Here is a 24375-nt window from a genome sequence, read left to right on the forward strand (position 1 = left end):
CATTTAGTGATTCAGTATATCCTTTTCTTTGATGGACAATTCACCATCAATCTTTTTTATATTATCATCAGTAATATTTTGTATTTCCTTCTTAGCACCATGAAAATCATCTTCTGAGATTTCTTTATTTTCCTTCATTTTTTCTGTTTCTTCCATAATACCTCTACGTATATTTCTAATGGCAATCCGTGCATTTTCAGCAAACTGATGCAATAATTTCACTAATTTTTCACGGGTTTCTTGTGTCAAGTCCGGAAGAGCTATACGTATGGTGCTACCCTCGACAACAGGATTTAAATTCAGGTTAGCATTTAATATAGCGTTTTTCACTTCACCTACAACACTAATGTCCCAAACTTTAATTGATAGGGTTTTGTTATCTATAACCGAAACGCCTGCAACTTGATTTAACTTTTGATGCCCACCATAGATGTTTACAACTATACCATCAAGCAAAGATGCACTAGCTCTACCAGTGCGTACGCCTTTAATATCATCATGAAAGGACTGAATAGTTTTTAGCATTCTTTCTTTTGTTTTAGCTTTTATTTCATTTAACATAAATTACCTACTGTTTACAATCTGAAACTATAGTATAAGTACCTTGACCCTTAATAATATTGACTATTTTTTCTCCCTTCAAAGAAAAAACTATAATTGGAATAGAATTCTCACGAGCAAGTGAAATTGCTGATGCATCCATAACTTTTAAATCACGAGTCAATAAATCCGTGTAAGAAAGCCTATCATACATTACAGCATCCTCATTTTTTTTCGGATCAGCGGAGTATACACCATTTACTTGCGTACCCTTTAGAATAACATCACAATTCATTTCAACAGCACGTAAGGCTGCAGCTGTATCTGTAGTAAAAAATGGGTTGCCTGTGCCTGCTGCAAAAATTACCACTCTACCTTTTTCTAAATGACGAATAGCTTTCCTTCTGATGTAAGGTTCGCATACAGTGGCCATGGGTATTGCAGATAATACCCTAGAAGCTACTAAATTTTTTTCTAAAAAGTTTTGTAAAATTAAAGCATTGATTATAGTTGCAAGCATTCCAATATAATCACTGCTTGCTCTTTCACAACCACTTAAAGACGCAGATGTGCCACGAAAGATATTACCACCACCAACAACAATACATACCTGAACTCCAAGATTACAAACTTCAACTATGCCTTTAGATAACTCACCTATAGTCTCCATATCGTGACCAAATTGCTTTGATCCCATCAAAGCCTCACCAGAGATTTTAAATAACACCCTGGAATATTTTATTTCGCTTTTTTCATTTGTTGAAATAAACATTTTTTGCTATTTAATCTGCATCACCCAAAACAAGTAACTTGTAATTAGAGAGTTTAACAGCACTCAACTCGCTTGATTTTATAAAATCAGAAATCTTCATCTTATCATCCTTTATAAATTTTTGCTCCAGTAAAACAACTTCTTCATAGTACTTAGCCATTCGTCCATCTACTATTTTTTTTGCTACTTCTTCAGGTTTATTTAAGCTCCTCACTTGCTCTTCAATTATAGAACGTTCGTTGTTCAACTTCATTTGATCTAAATCATCTATAGACAAAGCTTCAGGCTTCATAGCAACTACATGCATAGCTATTTGTTTCCCAATCTCTTGTAGCTTCGCCTTATCACCAGATGATTGCAATGCAATTAAAGCACCAATCTTACCTAAGCCACACACATCACCATGTACGTAGCCAGCAATAACTCCATCCTTAGCTTCTAAGTAACAAAGCTTGCTTAACTCTAGCTTCTCACCAAGAACTGACGTACCATTCATAATAGCTTCCTGCACTGTGCCAATGCTTTCATACTTGGCATTTTTTAACTCATCAACGCTAGTACAGCGTTCTTGATGAGCAATTGATGCTAAATTTAAAACTAACTCTATAAATTTCTCATTCCTTGCGACAAAATCGGTTTCGCAATTGAGTTCAATCAATACACCACAATTTTCAGTCAAACACATAGCAACGAGCCCATCTGAAGCTACTCTATCAGATTTTTTGTCAGCTTTAGCAAGACCTATTGTACGTAACTTATCAACGGCTTTCTTAATGTCACCATCACATTCTTCTAATGCTTTTTTACAGTCACTTAAGCCAAGCCCTGTTCTATCACGTAATTCTCTTATATCATCTGGATTCATCTTCATTTGTTACTACCTCCCTTTCTTCTTCTTTGTAAACTTTACTACGTCTCCTTTTAGTTTGCACAATACCATCTTCTTTTTCTTGAATAAACTCATCACCCCTTATATCATCAATCTTAACTCCAGATTTTGCTAGACTAGACTCTATTCCAGCTAATATAGAGTCGGTAGCTAATTTACAATAGAGCTCTATTGATTTTCTTGAGTCATCATTTCCAGGTATTAGATAAGTAATACCATCTGGATCAGAATTAGTATCAAGTATTGCAACTATTGGAATTCCTAACTTCTTAGCCTCCTTAACCGCTATATGCTCTTTATTAGTATCAATGATGAATAAGATATCAGGAATTGCTCCCATTTCTCTAATACCGCCAAGCGCCTTATCAAGCTTTTGCTTTTTCTTTTCAATGTTTCCCAATTCTTTCTTTGTTAAAATGCTATCCTCGTCATTTAATATTTTCTCATATTGCATCAAGGTTTTTATCGAAGAAGAAACAGTGCCCCAATTAGTAAGCATACCACCAAGCCAACGATGATTCACATAATATTGACCACAACGAATCGCTTCACTTGCAATAATATCAAAAGCTTGAAACTTTGTACCAACAAATAGAATGCGACCACCTTGAAATGCAACGTCATATAAAGCCTTCATGGCCACCTGTAGCAATGGTAGTGTTTTTCGCAAATCAATTATATGTATACGATTTTCTTGATGCACTCCATATATGTATGGAGCCATTTTTGCGTTCCAGCGACTAATTTTGTGACCAAAATGTACACCAGATTCAGCTAAATCACGCACAGTGACTTTAGGCAAATTTGTCATATATCATTCCTCCAAATAGTTTATCTTCCATGGCATAACCCTAATGGGACTACTTGTATAAGCCATGTGTGAAATTAAATTATTTACATAGTAATAGAAAAGACAGCAAAGCGCAAACAAAAAATATTGACAAAGGGCAACATGTTTATTAGCTTTAAAGTTGAAGCCCGAAAATGCTAAAAAGAAATTAGGGGGGTGTAGCTCAGTTGGTTAGAGCGCATGCCTGTCACGCATGAGGTCGTGAGTTCAAGTCTCATCACTCCCGCCATATTAGTTTTAGCATAACTTAGAATTCGCAGTATTATTGCCGGTATTGAGAAACGCCTTCACCAAACTTGACATGGCATGGTATTGTAATTAATACTTAAATAGGTTTGTTTTTATCATTAACAATTAGGATTAAATATGCTCATTTCTGAAGTTTTTGCAGCAGATGCAACTAGCAATACATCAAGTATCGGCGCATCTTTTGCTAGTTTTATTCCACTGATTTTAATATTTGTGGTATTTTATTTTCTCATTATTCGCCCGCAACAAAAAAAACTAAAAGAACATAGAAAGATGATAGATCAAATAAAACGTGGTGATACAGTCATTACTTCTGGTGGAATAATAGGTGAAGTTAATAAAGTTGATGAGGCAAATGCACAATTTATAATAGAAATAGCACCAAAAGTTGAGATAAAAGTTCTAAAGTCCGCTATATCTGAGGTTTTAAGCAAAGAAACTCAAAAAGTAGCAGCTAAACCAATTAAAAAGGTAAAATCGAAAGAATGATAAAAAGAATATAAATCAACCAGTAATAAAGGCAAAAATGCTTAACATGTTTAGAAAAAAGTTTGTTTGGTCATCCATTTGTGTGCGGAATATTTGGTGTAGTAAGTAGCGGTGATTCAGTAATACCAACCTTACTAACTGGGTTACAAAAATTGGAATATAGGGGATATGATTCCTCAGGTATAGCAATCATAAATAATGAAGGCGAGATAGAAGTCAAAAAATCAGAAGGTAAAGTCGAAAGGTTATGTGAAGTTGTTGATGACAGCAAGATGTCTCACAGTACAGTTGGTATAGCACATACTCGCTGGGCTACACATGGAGTCCCAGGCCTTAAAAATGCTCACCCCATTCGTACAAATAATGTTGTTGTTGCTCATAACGGCATAATTGAGAATTACAATCTGCTAAAAAAGGGTCTAGAAGAAAGGGGCATGTCATTCCATACTGACACTGACACAGAGATCATACCAAACATGCTAACCTTATATCTTGATGAAGGATTGTCGCCAATTGATTCTCTATTTAAGTGTTTAAACAACTTACATGGCTCATTTGCCTTGGTCTTATTATTTGCAGAATATCCAGACGCCTTATTTGTTGCGAAGAGAAATTTGCCTTTAGCAATAGGCTATAACTGTAACACAGTGTTTGCTGCATCTGACTCTAATGCTTTAAGTGCATTTGTGGAAAGAATATCGCATTTGGAAGATGATGACATTGCAGTGATAAAATCTAGTGGAGTTAGTATATACAACAATGGTACACAAGTTAAACGCAGTATAGAAAATAGTAGTCCAAGTGATTTTCTAATTAGCAAAAATGGTTACCCTAGCTTCATGTTAAAAGAGATTTTTGAGCAACCGCGTGCATTAAACAAAACAATAAATCAATTTTACAAGCAATATAAAGAGGTAATATTTGCTAACAAAAAATTGTTTTCTGAGCTGAGTTACATTACTATAGTTGGATGCGGGTCATCTTATTTTGCTGGGCTAATAGCAAAGTATTGGCTGGAAAATGTCGCTCAAGTTCGAGTATATCTAGAAATCTCATCAGAATTTAGGTATAGCAACGTCAAGCTGGAAGAAGGCAGCATTGGGTTATTTATCTCTCAATCTGGTGAAACTGCAGATACCATAGAAGCGCTGCGTTATGCAAAATCACAGAAGCAAACAATCATTAGTATAACTAATACATTTAGCAGCAGCATTGAAAAGATCTCAGATATTGTGTTACATACTCTTGCTGGGCCAGAAATTGGTGTTGCTTCAACAAAAACCTTTTCTGCGCAACTTGCAACTTTAGCATGCTTTGCCGTGGAGCTTGGAAAAATAAAAGGTGTACTGGGTGGAGAGAGAATAAAACAGCTAAGCAACGCTATTAACTCTATTCCCGAGTATGTTGAGCACGTTTTGAATGTGATGAAAATACAACATATATCGGGCAGTATATTAGAACACAATAACGTTATTTTAATCGGCAGAGGAAGTTCATACGGAGTTGCAATGGAAGGCGCATTGAAAATAAAAGAGCTTTCATATATCAATACAACTGGTATTGCAGCGGGAGAAATGAAGCATGGTTCTATTGCTTTAATAGACTCTACTGTGCTTGTTATAGCAATTATCCCTTATGATGATTTATTCTTTAAAACGCTATCTAATATACAAGAGATTATTGCAAGAAAAGGCAAAGTAATTGCCTTCAGTGATAAACAAGGAGCGCCATTCCTAAGGGGAGTTTGCGCAGATGTGGTGCAACTTCCAGACACTGATAATTTTATCTCTCCAATCATCTACAGTGTTGCTATTCAATTCCTTGCTTACTTTACTGCAGCAAAAAAAGGGTTAGATGCAGATTGTCCAAGAAATTTAGCTAAGTCTGTCACGGTTGAGTAGTCCATTTAAAGTTAAAGCTAAACTTCTAATTAAGGTAACCAGACTGCATTCTGTGATTTTTAGCAAAACACGATACACAATCGTCATTCCGCTACTTGTTAGCGGAATCTATGCCGAGATACCGCGGCGGTATGACGGTTCGCGGTGGTATGACGGTTAAGTAATTCGTCATCCCGCTGCTTGTTAGCGGGATCTAGAGATACCGCGGCGGTATGACGGTTCGCGGCGGCATAGCTATCTTCAAAAATATGGTTGAATAATTGTTAATAATAGTGTATAATTATTAATATTTTTAAGCACTTTGGCTATGGCTTTATCTAAGTTTCTCGACCCTAAGCTGGATTTAACCTTCAAAAAAATATTTGGCACTGAAAAAAATAAGAATATTCTCATACATTTTTTGAATGATATTTTAGGGTTTACCGAGATAAATACTATACAAGAAGTGGAATTCCTCAGTACTATAATGGATCCTGAAATTGCCTCTGATAAGCAAAGTATAGTTGATGTTCTTTGCAGGGACTCTAGTGGGGCTAGGTATGTGATTGAAATGCAGCTCACTCGCGATAAAGGCTTCGAAAAACGAGCTCAACTATATGCTGCTAAGGCTTACTCAAGGCAAGCTGATAAATCTGGTAAGTACATTGATTTAAAGAAGGTTTTCTTTATTGCTATCTCTAATTGTAATTTATTTCCTGATAAGCTTGATTATATATCCAGCCACACTATAAGAGATGAGAAAACCAATGAGCATGACTTAAAAGATTTTCAATTTGTATTTATTGAACTACCTAAATTTCCTAAGAATAAGGAAGAACAGCTAGAAAGCATAGTGGATCGTTGGTTATTTTTCTTCAAATATGCAGATGAAACTACGGAAGAAGACTTAAGGAAAATAGCAGAAAAAGCACCAATAATAAAGTTAGCCTACGATGAATTAGACAGGTTTAGCTGGAATGAAAAAGATTTAGTAGCTTATGAAGAAAGAATAATGGATCTACGGAAAGAAGAAGCCATTCTTGAATACAGACTTGACCTTGCTACTGAAAAAGGCATCCAAATTGGCGAAGAAAGAGGCATCAAAATCGGTAAAGAGGAAGGGAAAATTGAAGGAAAAATCGAAGTCGCAAAAGCAATGCTGGCTAACAATGTTGATGTCAACACTATTGTCAAATTTACTGGCCTTTCTATTAGTGAGATTGAAGAATTAAGTGTGAACGGTTACTAATTAAGAACTTTAATTATCAATCATAAATCACTGAATTTCGCTAGTAAATTTGTTGCCATTGTCCATATTGCACAATTGTATATAAGATATAGTATAACAATAGTGTCCGTTCAGCTAATACCAATTCCCACTGCACAATAAACGGATAGATAACAATGGAAAAAAAGCCATACTATTGCCTTTCTTTCTCACTCCACAATTAAATAACTCTACAATATCGCTTATTTGATTCACTAATAATGAGAATTGGTATAAGAGGTTGTCCGGAAACAAGTAAAAGGCTATAATATCTGAAATTTTAGTACGGGGTAAAGATGAGAAAAAAGTATCCAACAGATCTAAGCGAAAGGGAATGGGCAAGAATAGAAAAACACTTCAGAGTATCATACAAGAAAGGAGGAAGGCCGCCAAAGTATAGCAAAAAAGAAATATTAGAAGCAATTTTCTATGTATTGCGTACAGGGTGTCAATGGCGGTATTTACCAAATGATTTTCCGCTATGGAAGACTGTGTATGAGCAGTTCAGGCAATGGAAGAAGCAGGGAATTTTTGAGAAAATGAATTATGAAATTACAAAATATAGTAGAAGAAAAATAGGAAGGAATGAGCAGCCGAGTGCCTGTATAGTAGATAGTCAATCTGTAAAGACTACAGAAAAGGGGGGATCAAAGGCTATGATGGAAGTAAAAAAGTAAAGGGTAGAAAAAGGCATATAATTACAGACACTCAGGGTTTTATACTAGGTTGTTACGTAGGCGCTGCTAACGAAAATGATAGAGATGGTATTAAAATAGCATTAAACAATATGAGAACAAAATATACTAAAGTTAAAAAAATGTGGGCTGACATGGGATACCAAGGAAGAAATTTAAAGAATCACATAAAGGAAGAATATGACATAGATATTGAAATTGTTAAAAGGCCTCCATGTAGATTTTGGGTGCACAAAGATACGCCACCTGAGCTACTACCAACAAGAGAACAAGGGTTTAAAGTACAGCCAAGAAGATGGGTTGTAGAAAGGACTTTTGCTTGGGTTAATAGGAATAGAAGGCTATCGAAGGAGTATGATTTACTCACAACATCCACTGAGAATTTCATATACCTAGCTATGAGTAGGGTTATGTTAAAGAGGGAATATGCTTGAATTTACTAGTTTCCGGACAACCTCTGAGCAAGAAATTGCTGGCTACTTAGAAATGCTTAAACTAATATTTCATGATTATACGGATATTCCAATTAGTGAGTCATCAATATTGCACATTAACAACCAGATGCTACTTTATAGTGAAAAAGATTTGTATCATAGAGGAAAATACAAAGCAAGTTCTAATAGAGTTGAGGCAAAAGATCAGAATGGAAAAGTTGTTGGTATAATTTTTGATCCCACACCACCTTACCTTGTTAGAAAGGAAGTACAAGAGCTTATTGATTGGTATCACTGGTCCTTAAATAATAAATTGAAGCATCCTCTTATTATTATTGCTAACTTTGTTTTTGAGTATCTGGCAATACACCCTTTTCAAGATGGGAATGGCAGAACTAGTAGATTGATGACTAATTTAATGCTGTTGCAGCAGGGTTATGATTTTGTATCTATTGTATCACATGAAAAGATAATTGAAACTAACAAACTTGATTACTATTTAGCGCTTAATAAAACACAAAGTAGCTGGAAAAGTAGCAAAGAAGATATTTCCCCATGGTTAATATTTTTTCTTAATGTGCTTAAAACGCAAGCAAATGAGGCGCATTATATTCTTGAGAGGGAGAATACTGAATATTTATTATCAAGAAAACAATTATTCTTCTGGGAATGGGCACTTAGCCTTGCAGATAAAGAATTTAGTAGAAAAGATGCTATAGAAGCTCTAGGATTTCCTCCAAGAACAGTAGAGGCAATTACAAAGAAACTGCTAGGGATGAAATACTTACAGCGTCTTGGAGAAGGCAAAGCCACTAGATATAAAGTTATTATTTAAAAGTTTTAGTATGTTTTTCGAGATTTTTTTAAATCCAGTCTTATGCACAACTTTGTTTGCAATTTTATTCGATTAAAAATTGCATTTTAGCAATAAAAAACTTACTTATTATAGGAAAATCTTGTGTTTGTTCTCATATAAAACTATTTATGGAGTGACAATGGTACATGTATTATACTTACATTTCTGATTCGAAAATTTATGCAGTTGTTTCTAACAAGATTGGTCAACAAATTCTATTGTTTAAAGATGAGAAATAAAGTAATCATCATTTCCAGTATTGCTTTTATTCTACTGTTTTTTATCAGTAGTGCATTTTTAAAAAAAGATCAGGCGGTTCATAGCGATAATGCAACTAGTAGCTTTTCAGTAAAAACTCAAGAATGTGCGCCGCAAAACCGCACTATATATTTAAATTTTTCTGGTACAGTAAATCCCTTACATAGAGCTAGCCTTGTCTCAAAAATAAGTGGTAAGATTATTGCTATTTATTTACCTGATGGTGAAAAGGTAAAAAGAGATGATGTAGTGTTAAAGATAGAAGATTATGACAGGATTGAGCAAGCTCAGAAAGCCAAAGCTTTATTAAAGCAGCGTGAAATTGAGTATGATTCCTCTCACAAACTGAATAAAAAAGGCTATGGGGCACAAATACAAGTAGAAGCAGCTTTTACTGCGTTACAAAGTGCAAAAGCTGACCTAAAAAGGCTAGAATTGGATTTAGAAAATACTGCAGTCACATCTCCTATAGATGGTTATATTGATAAAATCAATGCAAACGAAGGGGATTTTGTTAATGCTGGGCAAAAAATAGCTGACGTGGTTAATTTCGATCAAATTCTTGTAGTGTTATACGTTTCGGAAAATGAAGTAAATAAAATAGAGCTAGGCAGCACAGCTCAAATTAATTTGCTGGACGGAAAAGAATTGGCAGGTGAAGTAAGTTTTATTAGTAAAATTGCTGAGCCTAAAACTGGGTCTTATAGGGTAGAAGTAAAGGTAACTAATAATAAAATGATATCCTTGCAGGGACTAACTGCCAACGTAAGGCTACCTTCAGGCGAAAGATTTGCATATAAAGTTCCTTCTTCAGCCCTGAGCTTAAGTGACGAGGGTGCTCTTGGAATAAAGATTGTTGATGACAATAATTATGTAGTATTTGCACCAATAGAAATTGTTGATCATGAGAGCGATGGGGTTTGGATAGTAGCAAATAACGAAGATAAACCCATAAAGTTAATAGTATTGGGCCACCTATTTGTTAAGCCTGGTGATAAGGTTTAAGACATAAGATCCTTTGACCTTACCCAGAAAAAGTGGAGAGAAAGTTTGGAATGTTTTTCACAAAGAGAATGATGAATCAAAATGCTCAGGAATGCAATAGTTAATGGTGACGTTGTTTGTTATAAAAAATTTCTATATATTCAAATATAGCAGTTTTGATATGCTGTTTAGAGTGCCGAGAGGTGTCTATTGGTAACTCCCTTTTTAGAGAACTGAAGAAGCTTTCCACAACAGAATTGTCGTAACAACAACCTTTATAACTCATCTATGTTTTTTATGGATAAGAGATATTGATACCCTTGCGCAGTATATTGTGAACCTTGGTCACTGTGCAGCAGTAGATTTTTAACAGGTTTACGCCTATTAATGGCCATTAATAAAGAGTTCATAACCAATTGTTTATTTATTGCACTACTCATTAACTACCATACGTGAGAATTATTGCTGCCAAATATAGCCATCCCTCCTTGGTTTTGATGTAAGTAATCCCATACTTTATTTGGTTGATCAACAATAAAGTTTTGATCTAGTATATTGGGAGCTACAGCTCTATTATCTGTTTGTTGTTTTTTAATTTTAAACTTTCTTCTCAGTATAGCCCTGATGTCATTTTTCTGCATAATACTTTGCACCGTTTTCAAATTGCAACTTTTACCCAAAGCCTTCAATTCAGCATGAATTTTAGGAGCTCCATATCTACATTTAGAAACTTGATATATTTTTTGAATAGCTTCGAGTAGCTCTTTATTTGCTGATTCTCTACTGCTTATTTTTCTTGTGGTCCACTTATAGTAGCCACTAGCAGAAAATCCTACATAATTCCTGTACTTTATAGCAGTTACTATATAAAAAAATATTTTACTCTTTTTGACTGGCCAGGGCTTTTTTTAAAATGTCTCTTTCCCTTGTTACTCCTGCTTTGTAAATCAAACCTCTCTTTGTCGTAAGGAGCCATGTTACCTCTACCTGGAAATGCATTTGCCGCTGACTTTTTTTCGTTGTGTTTCTTTATCCATTTTCCTAATAAACCACCCTTTATTCCTAAATCTCTTGCTATTTTTGTAATTGTTTGACCTGCCTTTCTTTGTTCATTTGCCAGTTTAACAGCTTCCAATTTGAATTCTGCCGTGTATTCTCTTGCCATTTCTAATCCTCCAAAATTTTATTTTACCCAAAAAAACTCTTTTCTTTCTCTCCACTTTTTCTGGGTAAGGTCACTACTGCTATTCCACGTCAAGAACAACCATAAGTTCATTAGGGTTCACATAACCTAAAGCATTTTTTGCTTGCTCATCAAGCAGATCTAAATCTAAGCTTTTTTCATATAAGCCAAATACTTTGTTGTCCAACTTTTCCTTTTCAGAAGAGACATCCTTTAGCAAAAGTTTATTGTACTCGATTTCTTTTTTTAAATCGATTAACGTCAATAAGCCACGTTTACCTGTAATTGTGCTAATGCTGAAATATAATGTAAGGGAAGAAATGAGTAAGGCTGCGCTTAAACACAGTAACTTTTGCTTCTTTTTAGATATAAGCACCGTACTTTCACATATAAAAAATATATAACATGAAAAGGTGAACAAAAAGCTAAGAACCTTGACGCGCTTTACACCTTGGCTTTACCTTATTTATAATGTAAATCTTACCACCCCTTTTCACAACTTTACAATTTTTATCTCTGTTACGATGAGATTTTAGCGACCCTTTGACTTTCATATCTATAGTAAGAATTAAATTACTTTACATTATAATCACTTATCAAGAGTTAGTCAATTGATAACATTTTATTAAAATATTGTATAATTGTTGCTGATACTTCTTCGATCGACTTTTGCGTTACATCGATAATTGGCCAGTTATTCTGTTTAAAGAGCTCCTCTGCTTCTTTAATTTCCTTTTCTACTTTCTCAGGGTTAGCATATATATTATTATCTTCGTTGTTAATTGAAGTAAGTCTATTTTTGCGTATTTCTATTAGCCTACTTACGTCTATTGTTACCCCTATCGTTAGTTTATTTTTTAATTTTGCCAAGTCAACATAAAAGGGTACTCCACTAACAAAAGGAATATTTGCAACTTTATAGCCTCGGTAAGCTAAATACGTACTGGTGGGAGATTTTGATGTACGTGAAACTCCAACCAAAATTATATCTGCTTTATCAATATCTTGAATATTTTGTCCATCATCATGATTAATAGTGTAGTTTATTGCCTCAATGCGCTGAAAATATTCGTTATTTATCTCAGTATGCAAGTCAAGCTTTTCGTCTTTTTCAATTTCAAGATAAGACGAAATTTCTCTAATAATATGTGATAATATTGCTCTATAGGGAATTTTCAACTTTATACAGTTATCTTTTAGATATTTTCTTAGCTCATCATCAGTAATAGTGCATATAACAAAATTATGCTCATCACTTTTCCTATTAATTTCCTCCAGAATTTTGTCAATCTGCTCTTCTCCTTTTACAAAAGACCAAACATATTCGATCGTTTCTACAGAACGAAAGTGTTTCAGAGCTGATTTTGCAACTGATATAACAGTTTCACCACTTGAATCTGATACTAAGTGTAGATTAAGCTTTTTAAGGGTCATATACTAAAAATAATAGCTAGCAATCTGCTACTGAAATTATGCTAATTTGTTGACCTACGTAAATATAGAAAAACTATCCTGTTGATAAAACTCAAACTAATTGGTAAATTCTTAACACAATTATTCTCAAAACGAATGTTTTTATTAAAGCCTACAAATTTCTCTTATTTTTCTAAGAAAGCTCTACCTTGGCTTGGGGTTATTTGTTTCGCATGTTTTTTAATTGGAATGTCTTTGGCGTTATTCTTCTCTCCAGAAGATTATAAACAAGGAGAAATTGTACGAATCATGTACATTCATGTGCCTTCTGCATGGCTTGCTCTTGGAATATATGGATTAATTGCATCACTTGGTTTCATTTCATTGGTATGGAACAATAGCATTGCTAGTGTCTTGGCACATGCTGCTGCTCCTGCAGGGACAGTCTTTTCGGCAATATGCTTAATCACAGGCAGCATCTGGGGAAAAGGAACCTGGGGCACTTGGTGGGTATGGGATGCAAGGCTTACTTCAATGCTGATTTTATTTTTCCTATATGTTGGCTACCTTTCATTGTGGAGCGCTTTTGATAATGAAGCGAGGGCAGAAAAATCAGCAGCAGTATTTGCCATCTTTAGTGCTATAAATATTCCTATAGTAAAATTTTCCGTGAATTTATGGTCCACTCTCCATCAGCCAGCAAGCATTTTGAGAAAAGGTGGAATAGCAATAGAAAGTTCCCTGCTGTTGCCACTGGTTGCAATGTTTATGTTTTGTGCCACATTTTTTTTAGTAGTGTGGATACTGTATTCACTTTACTTAATTAATTTATATAAGATAAAGAGAGAAATCAGTATGCGGTATTAGGCCGAGAGATGAAAATAGAACACACCACATCACCAAGTAGCAAAGACATTGAATTCCTACTCAAAAAGATTAATGAAGAAACCGTTGATAAAGGTACGTGTAACCCATTTGCTTTTTTTATTCGCGATGATACTGAACAAATTATTGTAGGTTGTAGCGGTTTTGTTATCTATGGTTCAATTTACACTGACTTGCTTTGGGTGCACTCTGATTATAGAAGAAAAGGTATGGGAAAGCAGCTAATGGAAGAAGTTCATGATTATGGTCGTGAGATGCACTGTAAAATAGCAACCGTTGCAACCATGAATTTTCAAAAAGCGAAAGTATTTTATGAAAAGCTTGAGTATAAGTGTGATCTTGTACGTCCAGGGTATGTTAACATGTATATTTTTGAAGAAAGTGTTGTGAGATGCACTGTAAAATAGCAACCGTTGTAACCATGAACTCTAAAATATTTAAAGAGCCTACTAATATCTTTAAGGTAAATGTTCATGTGATTCCGCAGAATAATTCTGTTTTTTGATTCTATCTGTCCATTTATCATTTTCTATATCTTGTTTGTTGGTTGCTTTTTTTTCTTGCTCAACAATTGCCTTATCTATCTCCTTATGAATTGCATCAATTGCATTAATCGCACCTCCTTTTTTGTATACTTCGCTTTTCCCTTCAATAATGAACTTAATAAAAGTATTTACAACAGACTGCACTTGATTATGATTAACCTGACCTTTTGTAAAAGAAGGTAAAGAGCCTAATTCCATCAATACTTCTGGTGCTGTTTTATCTTGAGTGGAAAGTCCTAAATTATCTGCTACTTTACTTATTAATAACTCTCTGTGTTCTTTATTATCTTCCAATTTAGCATAATCACTCAATAAATCTATAACGGTAGATACTCTGACTTCAACAACATCATCAACATCTTCATCTTCTAGAGCAACTCCTGACCCCAATAACCTCTCTCTGAGATTTTCGCTTAAAAGATTGATAAATTCTTCATTTGCATCTGATCCTGTGGTTGATATTGTACCATCTAAATAGTTACTTTGAGCACCGAAGCCATGCTCTATTTGTATTTTTGTCTCAGGTTTAAATCCTAATTTTGCACAGAATTTCTGAAAATATTCTTTAATAATGTCAAACAAGCTCTTGCCATTATCTTTATAATTTTTTAACTCTTTAGGAATAGTAAGTGACAATTTACCATCTCTGTATGTTACAAAGTCTTCACCATTGTGAGATTCAATTGTAAATTCCAATGAACTAGACAGATTACATATCTTATCGCCATGCATAACTTGATTTTTAACAGAGAGTATTGGTAGCCTCATATCAGATCTAATTCTCACATTATTTTGGTTAGCACAATCAATATTTATTACTTTTTTAGGATTTTCTACTATGAACGACTGTCCAAGTGCAAGTTGGGTTTGTATAAATGGAGCAGCCTCATACCCTGCTTGATTACAATTGGTAACTAGCTCTTCTAAAATAGCATCACTTGGAACTTCTGCCCCAGCGTATCTGAACATTTTTTTGAAAACTTCTTTTGCAAAGGAACGGTAATCCTTGTTTTCATCTTTCTCTGTTGGTAATAGATGGATATACCTTTGGCCAGCATTGTAAAATTCTTCAAATTCTTTCTTATATGAATCGGTTTTTTGATGATTGGCAGTTTTGGAATTTTCACAGTGATTTTTCCATAGCTCACCCAATGCATTACTTACAAGCTCTTTCTCAATATCTTCGAGTACTGAAGCAACAAAAGCTTTGCCATGATCCGTATCTATTTCTCTTGTTCCTTTTTTGTTAAATATTTCGTCATTATATATATCATCACTATTAAAAAGTTCGCTTTTGCGGTGCTTAGCTCCTTCCTTAAATGCAATAATAAGATTTTTATCTATTTCTTTTCCGTTAATAATAAAATTCATCCTTTGAAAATCTAAGAACATTGTTTCACCGGAATTCGCTAATTTATTATCTTGATCTGCTCTTAATTTACTAAAATTGAACTCTTTAGCTGTGGCCTTTAATCTAACTACTGGACTCTTATTATTTTTTCCTTTTGTCTCTTTCATAAATAACACCTTACTGTAAATATGCTGTAAGTTATATCATATAATGATGAATAATTTGGTAATATATTAAGAAAATCGACAGTATATTTCTTTATTTAAGGGGTGTAGGAAAGGCGTAGATTTCTCTTTCCATTTGTAGCGTACTGCATTAATATTTATGTATTAATCTAGAAAATAATGATGAATAACATTGTAATTGTTGGTCTGCAATGGGGTGACGAAGGCAAGGGTAAAATAGTAGATTATCTTTCTGAGAATGCAGATGTAGTTGTGAGATTTCAGGGAGGAAATAATGCAGGGCACACTATAGTAGTAGATGATGAGGTTTATAAATTAAATTTACTGCCCTCTGCTGTTTTGAGGCCAGGCAAAATATCTATCATAGGAAATGGCGTTGCTCTTGATCCACACGCTCTAATCTCAGAAATAGAGTCATTGAAAGTTAAAGGAGTAGACGTAAACTATAACAACTTGATGGTATCCGAGAGCTGTCCATTAATACTTAGCATACATAAGGACAAGGAAAAGCTATTTGAAGATTTAAATGGAAATCACAAAATTGGTACAACAAACAAAGGGATAGGGCCATGTTATGAAGATAAAGTTGGAAGGAGAGCTATACGCCTTTGTGACTTAGAAAACGCAGATGAGCTCAATAAAAGAGTGGATACTCTTTTGAATTACCACAATGCTATCAGGAAAGGCCTTAACTACCAGGTGGTTAAAAAAGAAGAAATATTAAAGGAAATTCAAGAGATTTCAGAAAAAATTCTTTCATATAAAAAACCTGTGTGGAAGATATTAAATGACTTGATGAAAGAAGGTAAGAAAATAATATTTGAAGGTGCCCAAGGCGCATTTTTAGATATCGACCACGGAACTTACCCTTTTGTTACTTCAAGTAATACTGTAGCATCGCAAGCAATAACAGGCTCAGGGTTATCCTCCAATGCTTACATTATTGGTGTGGTAAAAGCTTATACAACAAGAGTGGGCAATGGCCCATTTCCTACTGAGCAGAAAAATGAAGTAGGAGATAGCTTGTTTACTATAGGTAAGGAACTTGGAACAGTGAGCAATAGAAGAAGGCGTTGCGGATGGTTCGATGCAGTTTTAGTGCGCCAGGCCGTACAACTCTCTGGAGTTTCAAGCATTGTATTAACCAAATTAGATGTGCTTAATTCTTTTGATACAATTAAAATATGCACTGGTTACAAGTATAGCGGAAAAATGTATGATTATTTACCCGCATCGCATTCAATACAAGGGGAATTAGAGCCAATATATGAAGAGTTTCCTGGCTGGAAAGAAAACACTCAAGGTAAAAGGTCGATTGAAACATTGCCTATCAATTTAATAAAATATATAGAAGGGTTAGAAAAATTAATAGGTGTACCAATTCATCTAATCTCAACTAGTCCAAAGAGAGAGGATGTTATTAAGCTTAAAGATTTCTGAAAACGTCTTTGTATCTTAGAGCCTGTACGTAATCTCAAAAAAGAGATAAAGTGAGAGGATAAAGTATATAAAGTAGGATATGCGAAGTTTATAACCAAGTGACATAAGTCGAGAAAAGTTTGAGATTATTGTAGCAGATCTGGAATCTTGCAGAAAGAAGACAAAACCAAGAACACTTGATTTACATGATATATTTTGTGGAGTGTTATACGTGTTAAAAAGTGGTTGCCAGTGGAGAATGGTATCAAAAGAGTTCCCAAAATGGCGCAATTGTTACGACTATTTTAAGAAGTGGAGTGAAAAACCAGATGTAAATAAAGAAAGTGTTCTGGAGCTGGTATTAAAAAAAAATAATTGCGACAAAACAATGGTCGGAAAAGCTTCTGCATAATTGATGCACAGAGTATAAAAAATGCAGATACTGCTGAAGCTATGATGCAGGCAAGAAGATTTCAGGGCCGTATTGCAGTAGATACGCAAGCATGCAATTTATACAACAACAGCAGAGATAACTGACCGTAGCAGTGCTGTGAGAATGGTCGAAAATGCAAAAGAAAACCTCTCGGGAGTTAAAAATGTACTGGTTGATGCAGGCTATACTGGAGAGAATTTTGTAACTCAAATAAAAACGATTATTGGTGCAACCGTTGAAGTGATCAAAAGAAATGAATTACGTTCCTTTGTTGTATTGCCCAAAAGATGGGTTGTGGAGCGATCTTTTGCTTGGTTAGAAAAATGTAGAAGATTGTGGAAAAATTGTGAGCGAAAACTCAATACTAGCCTACAAATGGTAGTTCTGGCTTTCACTGCCTTACTTCTGAAAAAATTATGAACAGGCTCTTACTAACTCTTATCTAATAAAAAAAATACTTGTGTAACTTCGAATAGTCTATTATGCAAGACAGCAGTATAAACATGTAGTAAGAAATGTATAATGAAAAATAAAAGCTCAAGTTTAACACTTGCAGTTATTTTTACACAATTAAGTAATCATAAAAGTTAGTGTAGGGCGAGGTTATACAGTTTGATTTCTTTTAATATATGTTAATTGGTATAATATAAATATAGTTAAGGAGGTGTATTATGATTGGAAGTTTGGCTAAAGAAGAAAAAACAGCAGAGGCAGGAAAAACAGGTGATCAACTTGAAAAGTGTATTGGACCAACTTCACTGAATAGGGAGGTTTATTACTCTACGCTTATCTACTATACATTAAAAGAGTTATATTCACAATTAGGTGATATCTCTTATGCTAATAAAACAAGATCAGAAAAAGAAATAATCAATTTTTATGTTCTACCTCAATTTGCACGTTTTAAAGAAATTATTGATGAAGATATAAAAAAAGATCCTTCGTTTGCAAATTCTGCTATTGTAAAGTTTTGCTCCTCAATTATAAAAAATAACAAATTACTTAAAGAATTAGAAGAAGTTAGTATTCCTGCCAAAAACTCTAGTGTAAAGGCAAGGGTAAGCTTTCAACTGAAAAATCTGAAAGAAAAGGTGTGGTTCTTAGGAAAACTAAAGGAAAAAAAGAATTTCACTTACGTGCAGAGGGCTTTTGGGGATAAGTGGAGTTTTTATGACCTAATAAATGATGGAGATTTTAAAAAAACGTACATAGATAAAGCAGTAACAGAGTCTGCTAATAAGAGCTTTAAGGAAGATATAGATAAATGCATAAAGTTGGCAGAGCAGGGAAAAGAAGCTGCAAGTAAATATCTTGGAGAGAAAGGCGTAGAGCTTCAAGCTTATTACACAGAAACTGATAACGCTTATAGAGTTTTGAATATCAACTCTATTAATTACAATAGAAGTGAGCCAACCAGGATTAGTGACATTTTACAGCAAGAGAAAGATATTAAAGAGCTGAATATCTATTGCAATAAAAAACATGAAATACACGCTCATCGGAAAGGTAAGGAAAGATATTATGAATTTAAAGAGGGCGCATATTATGAAATGAAAAGCACTTGGCCTGTAAAGGATGGATCCGAAATGTGTACCATGATTATGAATGTGAGTAGCGATGGCATAACTGAAGTACTAAAATTTAATGATGAAGATTTTGTGCTATCGGATGAGATCTTAGAATTAATAAAGCAAAACGATGAATTATATATTCAAGGTCTCTCCTTATATGATGCTGTACTAGAAAAAGGTAAGGCTGCTGATGTTGTACCTACTGCTAATAATAATTTTCAAAATGAGTCTATAGCGGCCTATCGCGAGGAACCAGAGGGGGAATTAGACCCTAAAGTTGATGCTGACAATAGCCTTCCTCCTTCTATTAATAGCAATGCATCAACTCAAACGGAAGTCAATTTACAACACACTGAAACTCAAACAGAAGTTGCTTCACAACAAATTGAAACTAAAACGGAAGTCAATTTACAGCACACTGGAACTCAGACAGAATTTGCTTCACAACAAATGGATGAATTGATTTTAAATAATCAGATGCTGTCCGAAAAAAACGTTGAATTGAAGCAAGAAATGTCAAATTTGAAAAAAGAAGCTGTTGAATTGAAGCAAGAAATAGAAGCAGGGTTGCAAGTGATAAATAAAAAGCACCATGAATTAATACAAGAAAATTAGCGACTACAGGAGAAACTAGAAACAACCCAAGCAGAAGCTAATCAAACAATTGTAAAGTTAGAGAAGCAGAATAGCAATTTACAAGACAGGTTTGAAAAAGAGGAGCAAAAAAACACGGAATTGCAAACTGAACTGGCACAAAAAAATGAAGAATTAGCAGGTGTGTTAAAAGAGCTACAAGGGAAAGCACAAGAACTTAAAGGTGTATATGAAGAAAAAAGAAAGCTAAAGGAAGAGCTGAAAATTGTTAATGCAGGAAAGAAGAATTTGGAAAAAGAGCTAAATCAAGCACGAGAAGATGCGGAACAGATAATGGTTGAACGACGCCAGCAGAAAGAGCGCTTGAAAGATCAGCTAAGAGAATTAGATCAGGAATATAAGGTACAAGTAGAAATTGAGCAAAAGATTAAAGAATCAGATAGGCAGGATAGCGATTTACAAGATACACTTGGAGAAGAGAGACTAAAACTCAACATTGAAGAACTAGAAAACGAGTACGAGGAATTTCCAGGAGATAAGGTGCTTACACTTGAACTCACTAAAGATGAAGATAAAGTCGAAGAGTTAAGAAACGAGCTAGAGCGTGAGAAAGAAAAGTGTAAACAATTATTAGAAGAAGAAAATGAATGGGGTGATGAATTGGTAGGAATGCTTGATGGACTGGAAGAAAAAATTCGTGCTGATGAACAAAGGAGCTTCAACAATCAATTAACGGGAGAAATTTCTAATGAGTCTGGTAATGCTCCACGACAGAAGAAAAGGTTATCCAAATCTTCAAGCGTTGATAATGAGTCTTATGTTCCACTGAGAGAGAAGACAACATTACTCAGATCTTTAAGCGTTGATAGTGGACTTGATAGCGATGAAGAAAATTGTGATAATGATTTATCTTTCAACATAAGTCCTATAAGTTCTATTGAGAAGGTGGCAGAGAGTAGAAACGTAGGTAGGGTATCATTGTGAAGATGGTTGGGGTTAAGTTGCAACTTAAGTGGGGCGCAAAAGGTCTTTTGTGTTGATAATAATTTAAAATCTATAGTAGACTAAAAAAGATTATTAAATTATAATATAACATATGATAAAAGACGAGAAATCGAAAACAATTTTTGAAGTGGAAGGGGCAGTAACTGCTTTACTACCTGCAGCAGAATTTAGAGTGAAACTGGACAATGAACATGAGATTATCTGTCATGTATCAGGGAAAGTGAGAAGAAGTAAAATACGCATCATTATAGGGGATAGGGTGTTAGTTGAGATGAGCATTTACGATAGGAATGCGAGAAAGGGTAGGATCATTAGAAGGCTTAAAGGTACAAGTGACAGAACGATCTCTAAATAATCTTATTCTTGCTTCATCATCGAAAAGGCGTATAGCTTTACTAAAACAAATAAACATTGAGCCAGGTTTAATTTTGCCAGCAGATATAGATGAAGCCCCTTTAAAAAAGGAACTTCCGAAGGATTACTCAATCCGTATGGCAAAAAGTAAAGCTGAGAAAATACAAAGTTTAAATCCAAATTATTTTGTGCTTGGTGTTGATACAGTTGTTGCTTGTGGTAGAAGGATATTGCTCAAAGCTGAAAACGTTGAGCAAGCAGAAAAATGTATCCGCTTGTTATCAGGAAGAAGGCATAGAGTATACACCAGTGTATGTCTATTAACTCCCGATCAATCTAAACAACATATCAGGACTGTGGTTACAATAGTGAAATTTAAACGTCTCAGTGAACAAGAAATTAAGTATTATTTAGCATCAGAAGAGTGGAAAAATAGGGCGGGGGGATGCAATATACAAGGCCTAGCTGGAGTGTTCGTATTGTTCTTACGCGGCTCCTACTCTTCCGTTATAGGGTTACCATTACATGAAACCTATTGTTTGCTAAGCAATTATTTTAACTTCAATTTATATTGAAATACCTTTATTAGTATCTTTTTTTTGTTGTGACTCAGCAACCTGTTTAGCCCAATCTAGTGGTCTTTTATTTCTGTTAGCTAATGCAATTCTATTGCGATCATAACCATCAGTGTGTTCTGTTAAAGTATCTCCTCTTTCTTCTTCTATTACTCCAGCTTTCAGTTGTGCTTCATCTTTCTCTAGTAATTTATATAGTTCGCTATTTTTATCTACAGTTGGATTAGTGTCATTATTTTCTCGTTCTGCCACTGTTTTTTCTAACCACTTACGTATAGGGTCATATTGTTTACCTTCTCCTATCTTTTCTAAAATGTTTTCTGAGAATGAATCTTTAGGAATATTTTCTTTAGTAGCCTGTTGTGCCGGTTCTCTTAACCCTTTATCCGGGTTTCCCAATGCTCCTTTTAACTCACTCGTATCTCCGATTTCTTTTGGTTCAATGTTTTCTAAGCTCTTCTTTAACTGTTCAGGATTTACTTGAGATTGTTCATTATTGTCATGAGTTGGAGATGAATAGCCCGAATCGTTTGCTTTTATGTCTGTTGAGCTGTCTTTTAGCAACCCAACTTCTCTCAAGCGTTTTTTAGTTTCTTCGCTAATCTGACTCTGATCAGCTGGTTTTAACCCGAGATTTTCTTGACCTAATGTATTTTTAAGTTCTTCAAATAGAGTTAGATTACTTTGTCTAATATGTTCTTCTAATTTCCTTCCTACCTGTTTTAAATCTGTTTGAGATTTACTATCACTATTAGTTGGAGATATATAGCCTGAATCACTTATACTATTTGGTGTTGAAGCAGAGACACTAATAGTTGGACCTTCCACTATTTTTACATCTGCTAAATCGTCTTTTTGCAATCCATCTTCTTTATCTTGTGACAGTTTATCAGTAGGATCAACTTGCCTTAATCCTCTATTATCCTGCTGTGATCTATCTCTGATTTCTTTAAGAAGATTTTCAGGTGGAGTTTGATCACTTTGTTCAATGTTCTCTAAGCTCTTCTTTAACTGTTCAGGATTTACTTGAGATTGTTCATTATTGTCATGAGTTGGAGATGAATAGCCCGAGTCACTTTTATTATTGAGTGCTGTAGCAGAGAGCGGCTGTTCACTTTCTTTCCACTTAGCATCACTAGCATCTTGGTTATCACTGTTATCTGGAGAAGATGAATAAGGAATTATGTCCTTTAATGTCTCTAACGGTGATGGGTTATTTTTTCTACTTCCTGCAATTGATGCTTTTCTATCATCAACATCAATGTGCCGTAAGTTGTTTTTCTTGAAATTTCTGATGTCTTGTAACAGATCGCCTTTGCTATTTCCTTCTTGTTGCTGGGTTTTAGGTTGTTGCTGATCATTAGGTGTTTGCTCACTTCTATCTGGTTTTTGGCTTCCAGGTACAGCATGTCCAAATGTAGGATTGTCATACCGTTCATCTTCTTGCCTATTATCTTGATTGTGGCTTACAGACTTGGTGAAAGTAGAACTATCTGAAGAATCAGAAGTTGCACCTTTTTGCTGATTATTAGGTGTTTGCTCATTTTCGCGCAAGTCATCTGGTTTTTGGCTTCCAGATTTGGCTCCCCCTTGCTCATCGAAAACACCTTTTTTAGGTGGTAGTGAACTAGTTCTAGGTGGAAGTGGCGGAGGAGTTTTTTTGTTCTGAGGATTCTCCTCAAAAAGCGATTGTAGGTTATAAACTTGACCTCCCGAATTTGCTTCTCGTGCTGCTTGTCTAAGCTCACGCTTTTCTTTAGCCTCCTGAGAATTAATTTTATCGTCAAAATCTTTTCCAATTCCGCTATCGTAAGACTGCCTTCTGCTGTTAGATTGTAGTCCAAAATGTGAATGGTGGTCTTCTTTTTTTTGAGTTATATCAGTAGCTTGAACGCTAACACCTCTATTAACATCAATTCTTGTTGTAGTTTCAGATGATAGCTCGTTACTGTCTTTATTATGTTGCATCTCATTCGCTTTTCCTTGTCCTTTCTCCCTGAATTGTATTTCATGCAAGAATAAACCACCTATTTTTACATCTCTGTTTACTTCTAACCGTTCTAGAGAAAAATCATCACCTTTAACAAGGTCTACACCGTTAGCATCAATCTTAATTTTGATCTTACATTCCTTCCCCTCCGCATACCACTTTAAAGTCATTTCATATGAACCATCAGTTACGACATAATGTCTTATTTTTTTCCCTTCTTCCTCGGCAACAAAACCATGCATTCCGCTCTTTCCATCACTATGCAATGTTGAAAATCCCGAGATTTCATTCTTCTCACAAAAATCACTGTTTAAAAATTCGCTGATTTTAAACTCTTTTTTGTTATTTCCCAGCGTAATACTTGCGTGATTACCGTATATTGAAACTCCTGCAACATCATCAACATACTCTTTCAACCTTTCTTTAACTTCACTTTCAAGGTCTTGTCCAGCTTTCTTTGTCTTGTCGCATTTCTGAAGAATAACTCCATATGCTTTATCTTTGTTTTCTTCTTCGTCCCAATTCCAGTTGGCGTGTTTTGTTAAAAACTTTACTGTGTTAAAATCAACTCTAGCATTATAAATTGGGTCGTCTTCCTTTTTTATTTTATCAAATAAAGGAAAAATTTCTTGAATGCGCTCATTATAAATGTGTTCTTGTTGTGTATCGTTAGTGCCCATATATCCCTCACTAATAACCCTCTGCCTTT

At 34.7% G+C, this 24375-nt stretch carries 25 protein-coding genes, 1 tRNA gene and 2 pseudogenes; 15 read left to right on the forward strand and 13 right to left on the reverse strand.

Annotated elements, in window-relative coordinates:
* Positions 1–3: 3 nt before the first annotated feature.
* From frr to rpsB, 4 genes are read right to left on the reverse strand one after another with little or no spacing between them, the layout of a single operon-like run.
* Positions 4–561 carry a ribosome recycling factor gene (gene frr, locus ABWU48_RS03510; RefSeq protein WP_353288250.1) on the reverse strand — a complete coding sequence of 186 codons (558 nt, stop codon included), beginning with the start codon at positions 559–561 and terminating at the stop codon, positions 4–6.
* 7 nt (positions 562–568) lie between these two features.
* On the reverse strand, positions 569–1306 hold the full coding sequence (pyrH, locus tag ABWU48_RS03515; protein ID WP_369800793.1) for a UMP kinase: 738 nt from the start codon (positions 1304–1306) through the stop codon (positions 569–571).
* 16 nt (positions 1307–1322) lie between these two features.
* Positions 1323–2183, reverse strand: coding sequence for a translation elongation factor Ts (gene tsf, locus ABWU48_RS03520; RefSeq protein WP_070356839.1), 861 nt, complete (start codon positions 2181–2183; stop codon positions 1323–1325).
* A complete protein-coding gene (gene rpsB, locus ABWU48_RS03525) occupies positions 2164–3012 on the reverse strand; it encodes a 30S ribosomal protein S2 (protein ID WP_010962661.1) in 849 nt (282 codons plus the stop codon). The genes tsf and rpsB overlap by 20 nt, the downstream gene beginning before the upstream one ends.
* A gap of 191 nt (positions 3013–3203) precedes the next feature.
* Between rpsB and ABWU48_RS03530 the strand changes: the two genes are divergently transcribed.
* The 7 genes and pseudogenes from ABWU48_RS03530 to ABWU48_RS03560 all read left to right on the forward strand — a co-directional run bounded on the left by ABWU48_RS03530 (position 3204) and on the right by ABWU48_RS03560 (position 10184).
* Positions 3204–3280 (forward strand) — tRNA-Asp (locus ABWU48_RS03530).
* Between the two features lie 137 nt (positions 3281–3417).
* A complete protein-coding gene (gene yajC, locus ABWU48_RS03535) occupies positions 3418–3789 on the forward strand; it encodes a preprotein translocase subunit YajC (RefSeq protein ID WP_010081840.1) in 372 nt (123 codons plus the stop codon).
* A gap of 80 nt (positions 3790–3869) precedes the next feature.
* The gene (gene glmS, locus ABWU48_RS03540) at positions 3870–5690 is read left to right on the forward strand and encodes a glutamine--fructose-6-phosphate transaminase (isomerizing) (protein WP_353288518.1); all 1821 of its coding nucleotides are present in this window, start codon (positions 3870–3872) and stop codon (positions 5688–5690) included.
* A gap of 307 nt (positions 5691–5997) precedes the next feature.
* On the forward strand, positions 5998–6918 hold the full coding sequence (locus ABWU48_RS03545; RefSeq protein ID WP_213862864.1) for an Rpn family recombination-promoting nuclease/putative transposase: 921 nt from the start codon (positions 5998–6000) through the stop codon (positions 6916–6918).
* Between the two features lie 314 nt (positions 6919–7232).
* Positions 7233–8065: pseudogene (locus ABWU48_RS03550) on the forward strand (IS5 family transposase).
* The gene (locus tag ABWU48_RS03555; RefSeq protein ID WP_353288251.1) at positions 8058–8900 is read left to right on the forward strand and encodes a Fic family protein; all 843 of its coding nucleotides are present in this window, start codon (positions 8058–8060) and stop codon (positions 8898–8900) included. Before ABWU48_RS03550 ends, ABWU48_RS03555 begins: the two are co-directional and overlap by 8 nt.
* Positions 8901–9101: 201 nt before the next feature.
* The gene (locus ABWU48_RS03560) at positions 9102–10184 is read left to right on the forward strand and encodes an efflux RND transporter periplasmic adaptor subunit (RefSeq protein WP_174515936.1); all 1083 of its coding nucleotides are present in this window, start codon (positions 9102–9104) and stop codon (positions 10182–10184) included.
* A gap of 100 nt (positions 10185–10284) precedes the next feature.
* Here ABWU48_RS03560 and ABWU48_RS03565 read toward each other — a convergent pair whose 3' ends face one another.
* The 7 genes from ABWU48_RS03565 to ABWU48_RS03600 form a co-directional block, all read right to left on the reverse strand.
* Complete coding sequence (locus ABWU48_RS03565; RefSeq protein ID WP_353288252.1) at positions 10285–10449, reverse strand: IS3 family transposase; 165 nt, start codon at positions 10447–10449, stop codon at positions 10285–10287.
* Entirely contained in the window at positions 10439–10603 is a 165-nt protein-coding gene (locus ABWU48_RS03570) for a DDE-type integrase/transposase/recombinase (protein WP_265037971.1), read from the reverse strand. Before ABWU48_RS03570 ends, ABWU48_RS03565 begins: the two co-directional genes overlap by 11 nt.
* A gap of 3 nt (positions 10604–10606) precedes the next feature.
* Positions 10607–11041 carry an IS3 family transposase gene (locus tag ABWU48_RS06300; protein ID WP_144078574.1) on the reverse strand — a complete coding sequence of 145 codons (435 nt, stop codon included), beginning with the start codon at positions 11039–11041 and terminating at the stop codon, positions 10607–10609.
* Positions 11026–11328 (reverse strand): transposase, encoded by a 303-nt coding sequence (locus ABWU48_RS03585; RefSeq protein ID WP_353288253.1) that lies wholly within the window; start codon positions 11326–11328, stop codon positions 11026–11028. Before ABWU48_RS03585 ends, ABWU48_RS06300 begins: the two co-directional genes overlap by 16 nt.
* Before the next feature lie 79 nt (positions 11329–11407).
* On the reverse strand, positions 11408–11722 hold the full coding sequence (locus tag ABWU48_RS03590) for an FtsB family cell division protein (RefSeq protein WP_010962526.1): 315 nt from the start codon (positions 11720–11722) through the stop codon (positions 11408–11410).
* Between the two features lie 49 nt (positions 11723–11771).
* The gene (gene ykgO / locus ABWU48_RS03595; protein WP_006279631.1) at positions 11772–11900 is read right to left on the reverse strand and encodes a type B 50S ribosomal protein L36; all 129 of its coding nucleotides are present in this window, start codon (positions 11898–11900) and stop codon (positions 11772–11774) included.
* A gap of 49 nt (positions 11901–11949) precedes the next feature.
* On the reverse strand, positions 11950–12780 hold the full coding sequence (locus ABWU48_RS03600; protein ID WP_006280267.1) for a pyruvate, water dikinase regulatory protein: 831 nt from the start codon (positions 12778–12780) through the stop codon (positions 11950–11952).
* A gap of 135 nt (positions 12781–12915) precedes the next feature.
* Between ABWU48_RS03600 and ccmC the strand changes: the two genes are divergently transcribed.
* Both ccmC and ABWU48_RS03610 read left to right on the forward strand, forming a co-directional pair.
* Positions 12916–13626: a heme ABC transporter permease CcmC gene (ccmC, locus tag ABWU48_RS03605; protein WP_010962525.1), complete on the forward strand. Its 711-nt coding sequence runs from the start codon at positions 12916–12918 to the stop codon at positions 13624–13626.
* Between the two features lie 8 nt (positions 13627–13634).
* Positions 13635–14051 (forward strand): GNAT family N-acetyltransferase, encoded by a 417-nt coding sequence (locus ABWU48_RS03610; RefSeq protein WP_264705717.1) that lies wholly within the window; start codon positions 13635–13637, stop codon positions 14049–14051.
* 51 nt (positions 14052–14102) lie between these two features.
* On the opposite strand, the gene ABWU48_RS03615 is transcribed toward ABWU48_RS03610, so the two are convergent.
* On the reverse strand, positions 14103–15707 hold the full coding sequence (locus ABWU48_RS03615; protein ID WP_353288254.1) for a hypothetical protein: 1605 nt from the start codon (positions 15705–15707) through the stop codon (positions 14103–14105).
* 180 nt (positions 15708–15887) lie between these two features.
* Here ABWU48_RS03615 and ABWU48_RS03620 point away from each other — a divergent pair, with 180 nt between their 5' ends.
* The 6 genes and pseudogenes from ABWU48_RS03620 to ABWU48_RS03645 all read left to right on the forward strand — a co-directional run bounded on the left by ABWU48_RS03620 (position 15888) and on the right by ABWU48_RS03645 (position 21676).
* The gene (locus ABWU48_RS03620) at positions 15888–17165 is read left to right on the forward strand and encodes an adenylosuccinate synthase (protein WP_070357042.1); all 1278 of its coding nucleotides are present in this window, start codon (positions 15888–15890) and stop codon (positions 17163–17165) included.
* A gap of 103 nt (positions 17166–17268) precedes the next feature.
* Positions 17269–17997: pseudogene (locus tag ABWU48_RS03625) on the forward strand (IS5 family transposase).
* Between the two features lie 251 nt (positions 17998–18248).
* Positions 18249–19763: a hypothetical protein gene (locus ABWU48_RS03630; RefSeq protein ID WP_264706054.1), complete on the forward strand. Its 1515-nt coding sequence runs from the start codon at positions 18249–18251 to the stop codon at positions 19761–19763.
* A gap of 120 nt (positions 19764–19883) precedes the next feature.
* Entirely contained in the window at positions 19884–20726 is an 843-nt protein-coding gene (locus tag ABWU48_RS03635) for a hypothetical protein (RefSeq protein ID WP_264706055.1), read from the forward strand.
* A gap of 112 nt (positions 20727–20838) precedes the next feature.
* Positions 20839–21102 carry a translation initiation factor IF-1 gene (infA, locus tag ABWU48_RS03640; RefSeq protein ID WP_007550159.1) on the forward strand — a complete coding sequence of 88 codons (264 nt, stop codon included), beginning with the start codon at positions 20839–20841 and terminating at the stop codon, positions 21100–21102.
* Positions 21080–21676: a Maf family nucleotide pyrophosphatase gene (locus ABWU48_RS03645; RefSeq protein WP_010082554.1), complete on the forward strand. Its 597-nt coding sequence runs from the start codon at positions 21080–21082 to the stop codon at positions 21674–21676. Before infA ends, ABWU48_RS03645 begins: the two co-directional genes overlap by 23 nt.
* Here the strand turns inward: ABWU48_RS03645 and ABWU48_RS03650 are convergent.
* Positions 21668–24346, reverse strand: a complete 2679-nt coding sequence (locus ABWU48_RS03650) for a hypothetical protein (protein WP_209472823.1) — start codon at positions 24344–24346, stop codon at positions 21668–21670. The genes ABWU48_RS03645 and ABWU48_RS03650 overlap by 9 nt on opposite strands.
* Positions 24347–24375: the final 29 nt, after the last annotated feature.

The sequence above is a fragment of the Wolbachia endosymbiont (group A) of Tromatobia lineatoria genome (assembly GCF_964028565.1).
In the GTDB taxonomy this organism is placed as follows: domain Bacteria; phylum Pseudomonadota; class Alphaproteobacteria; order Rickettsiales; family Anaplasmataceae; genus Wolbachia; species Wolbachia pipientis.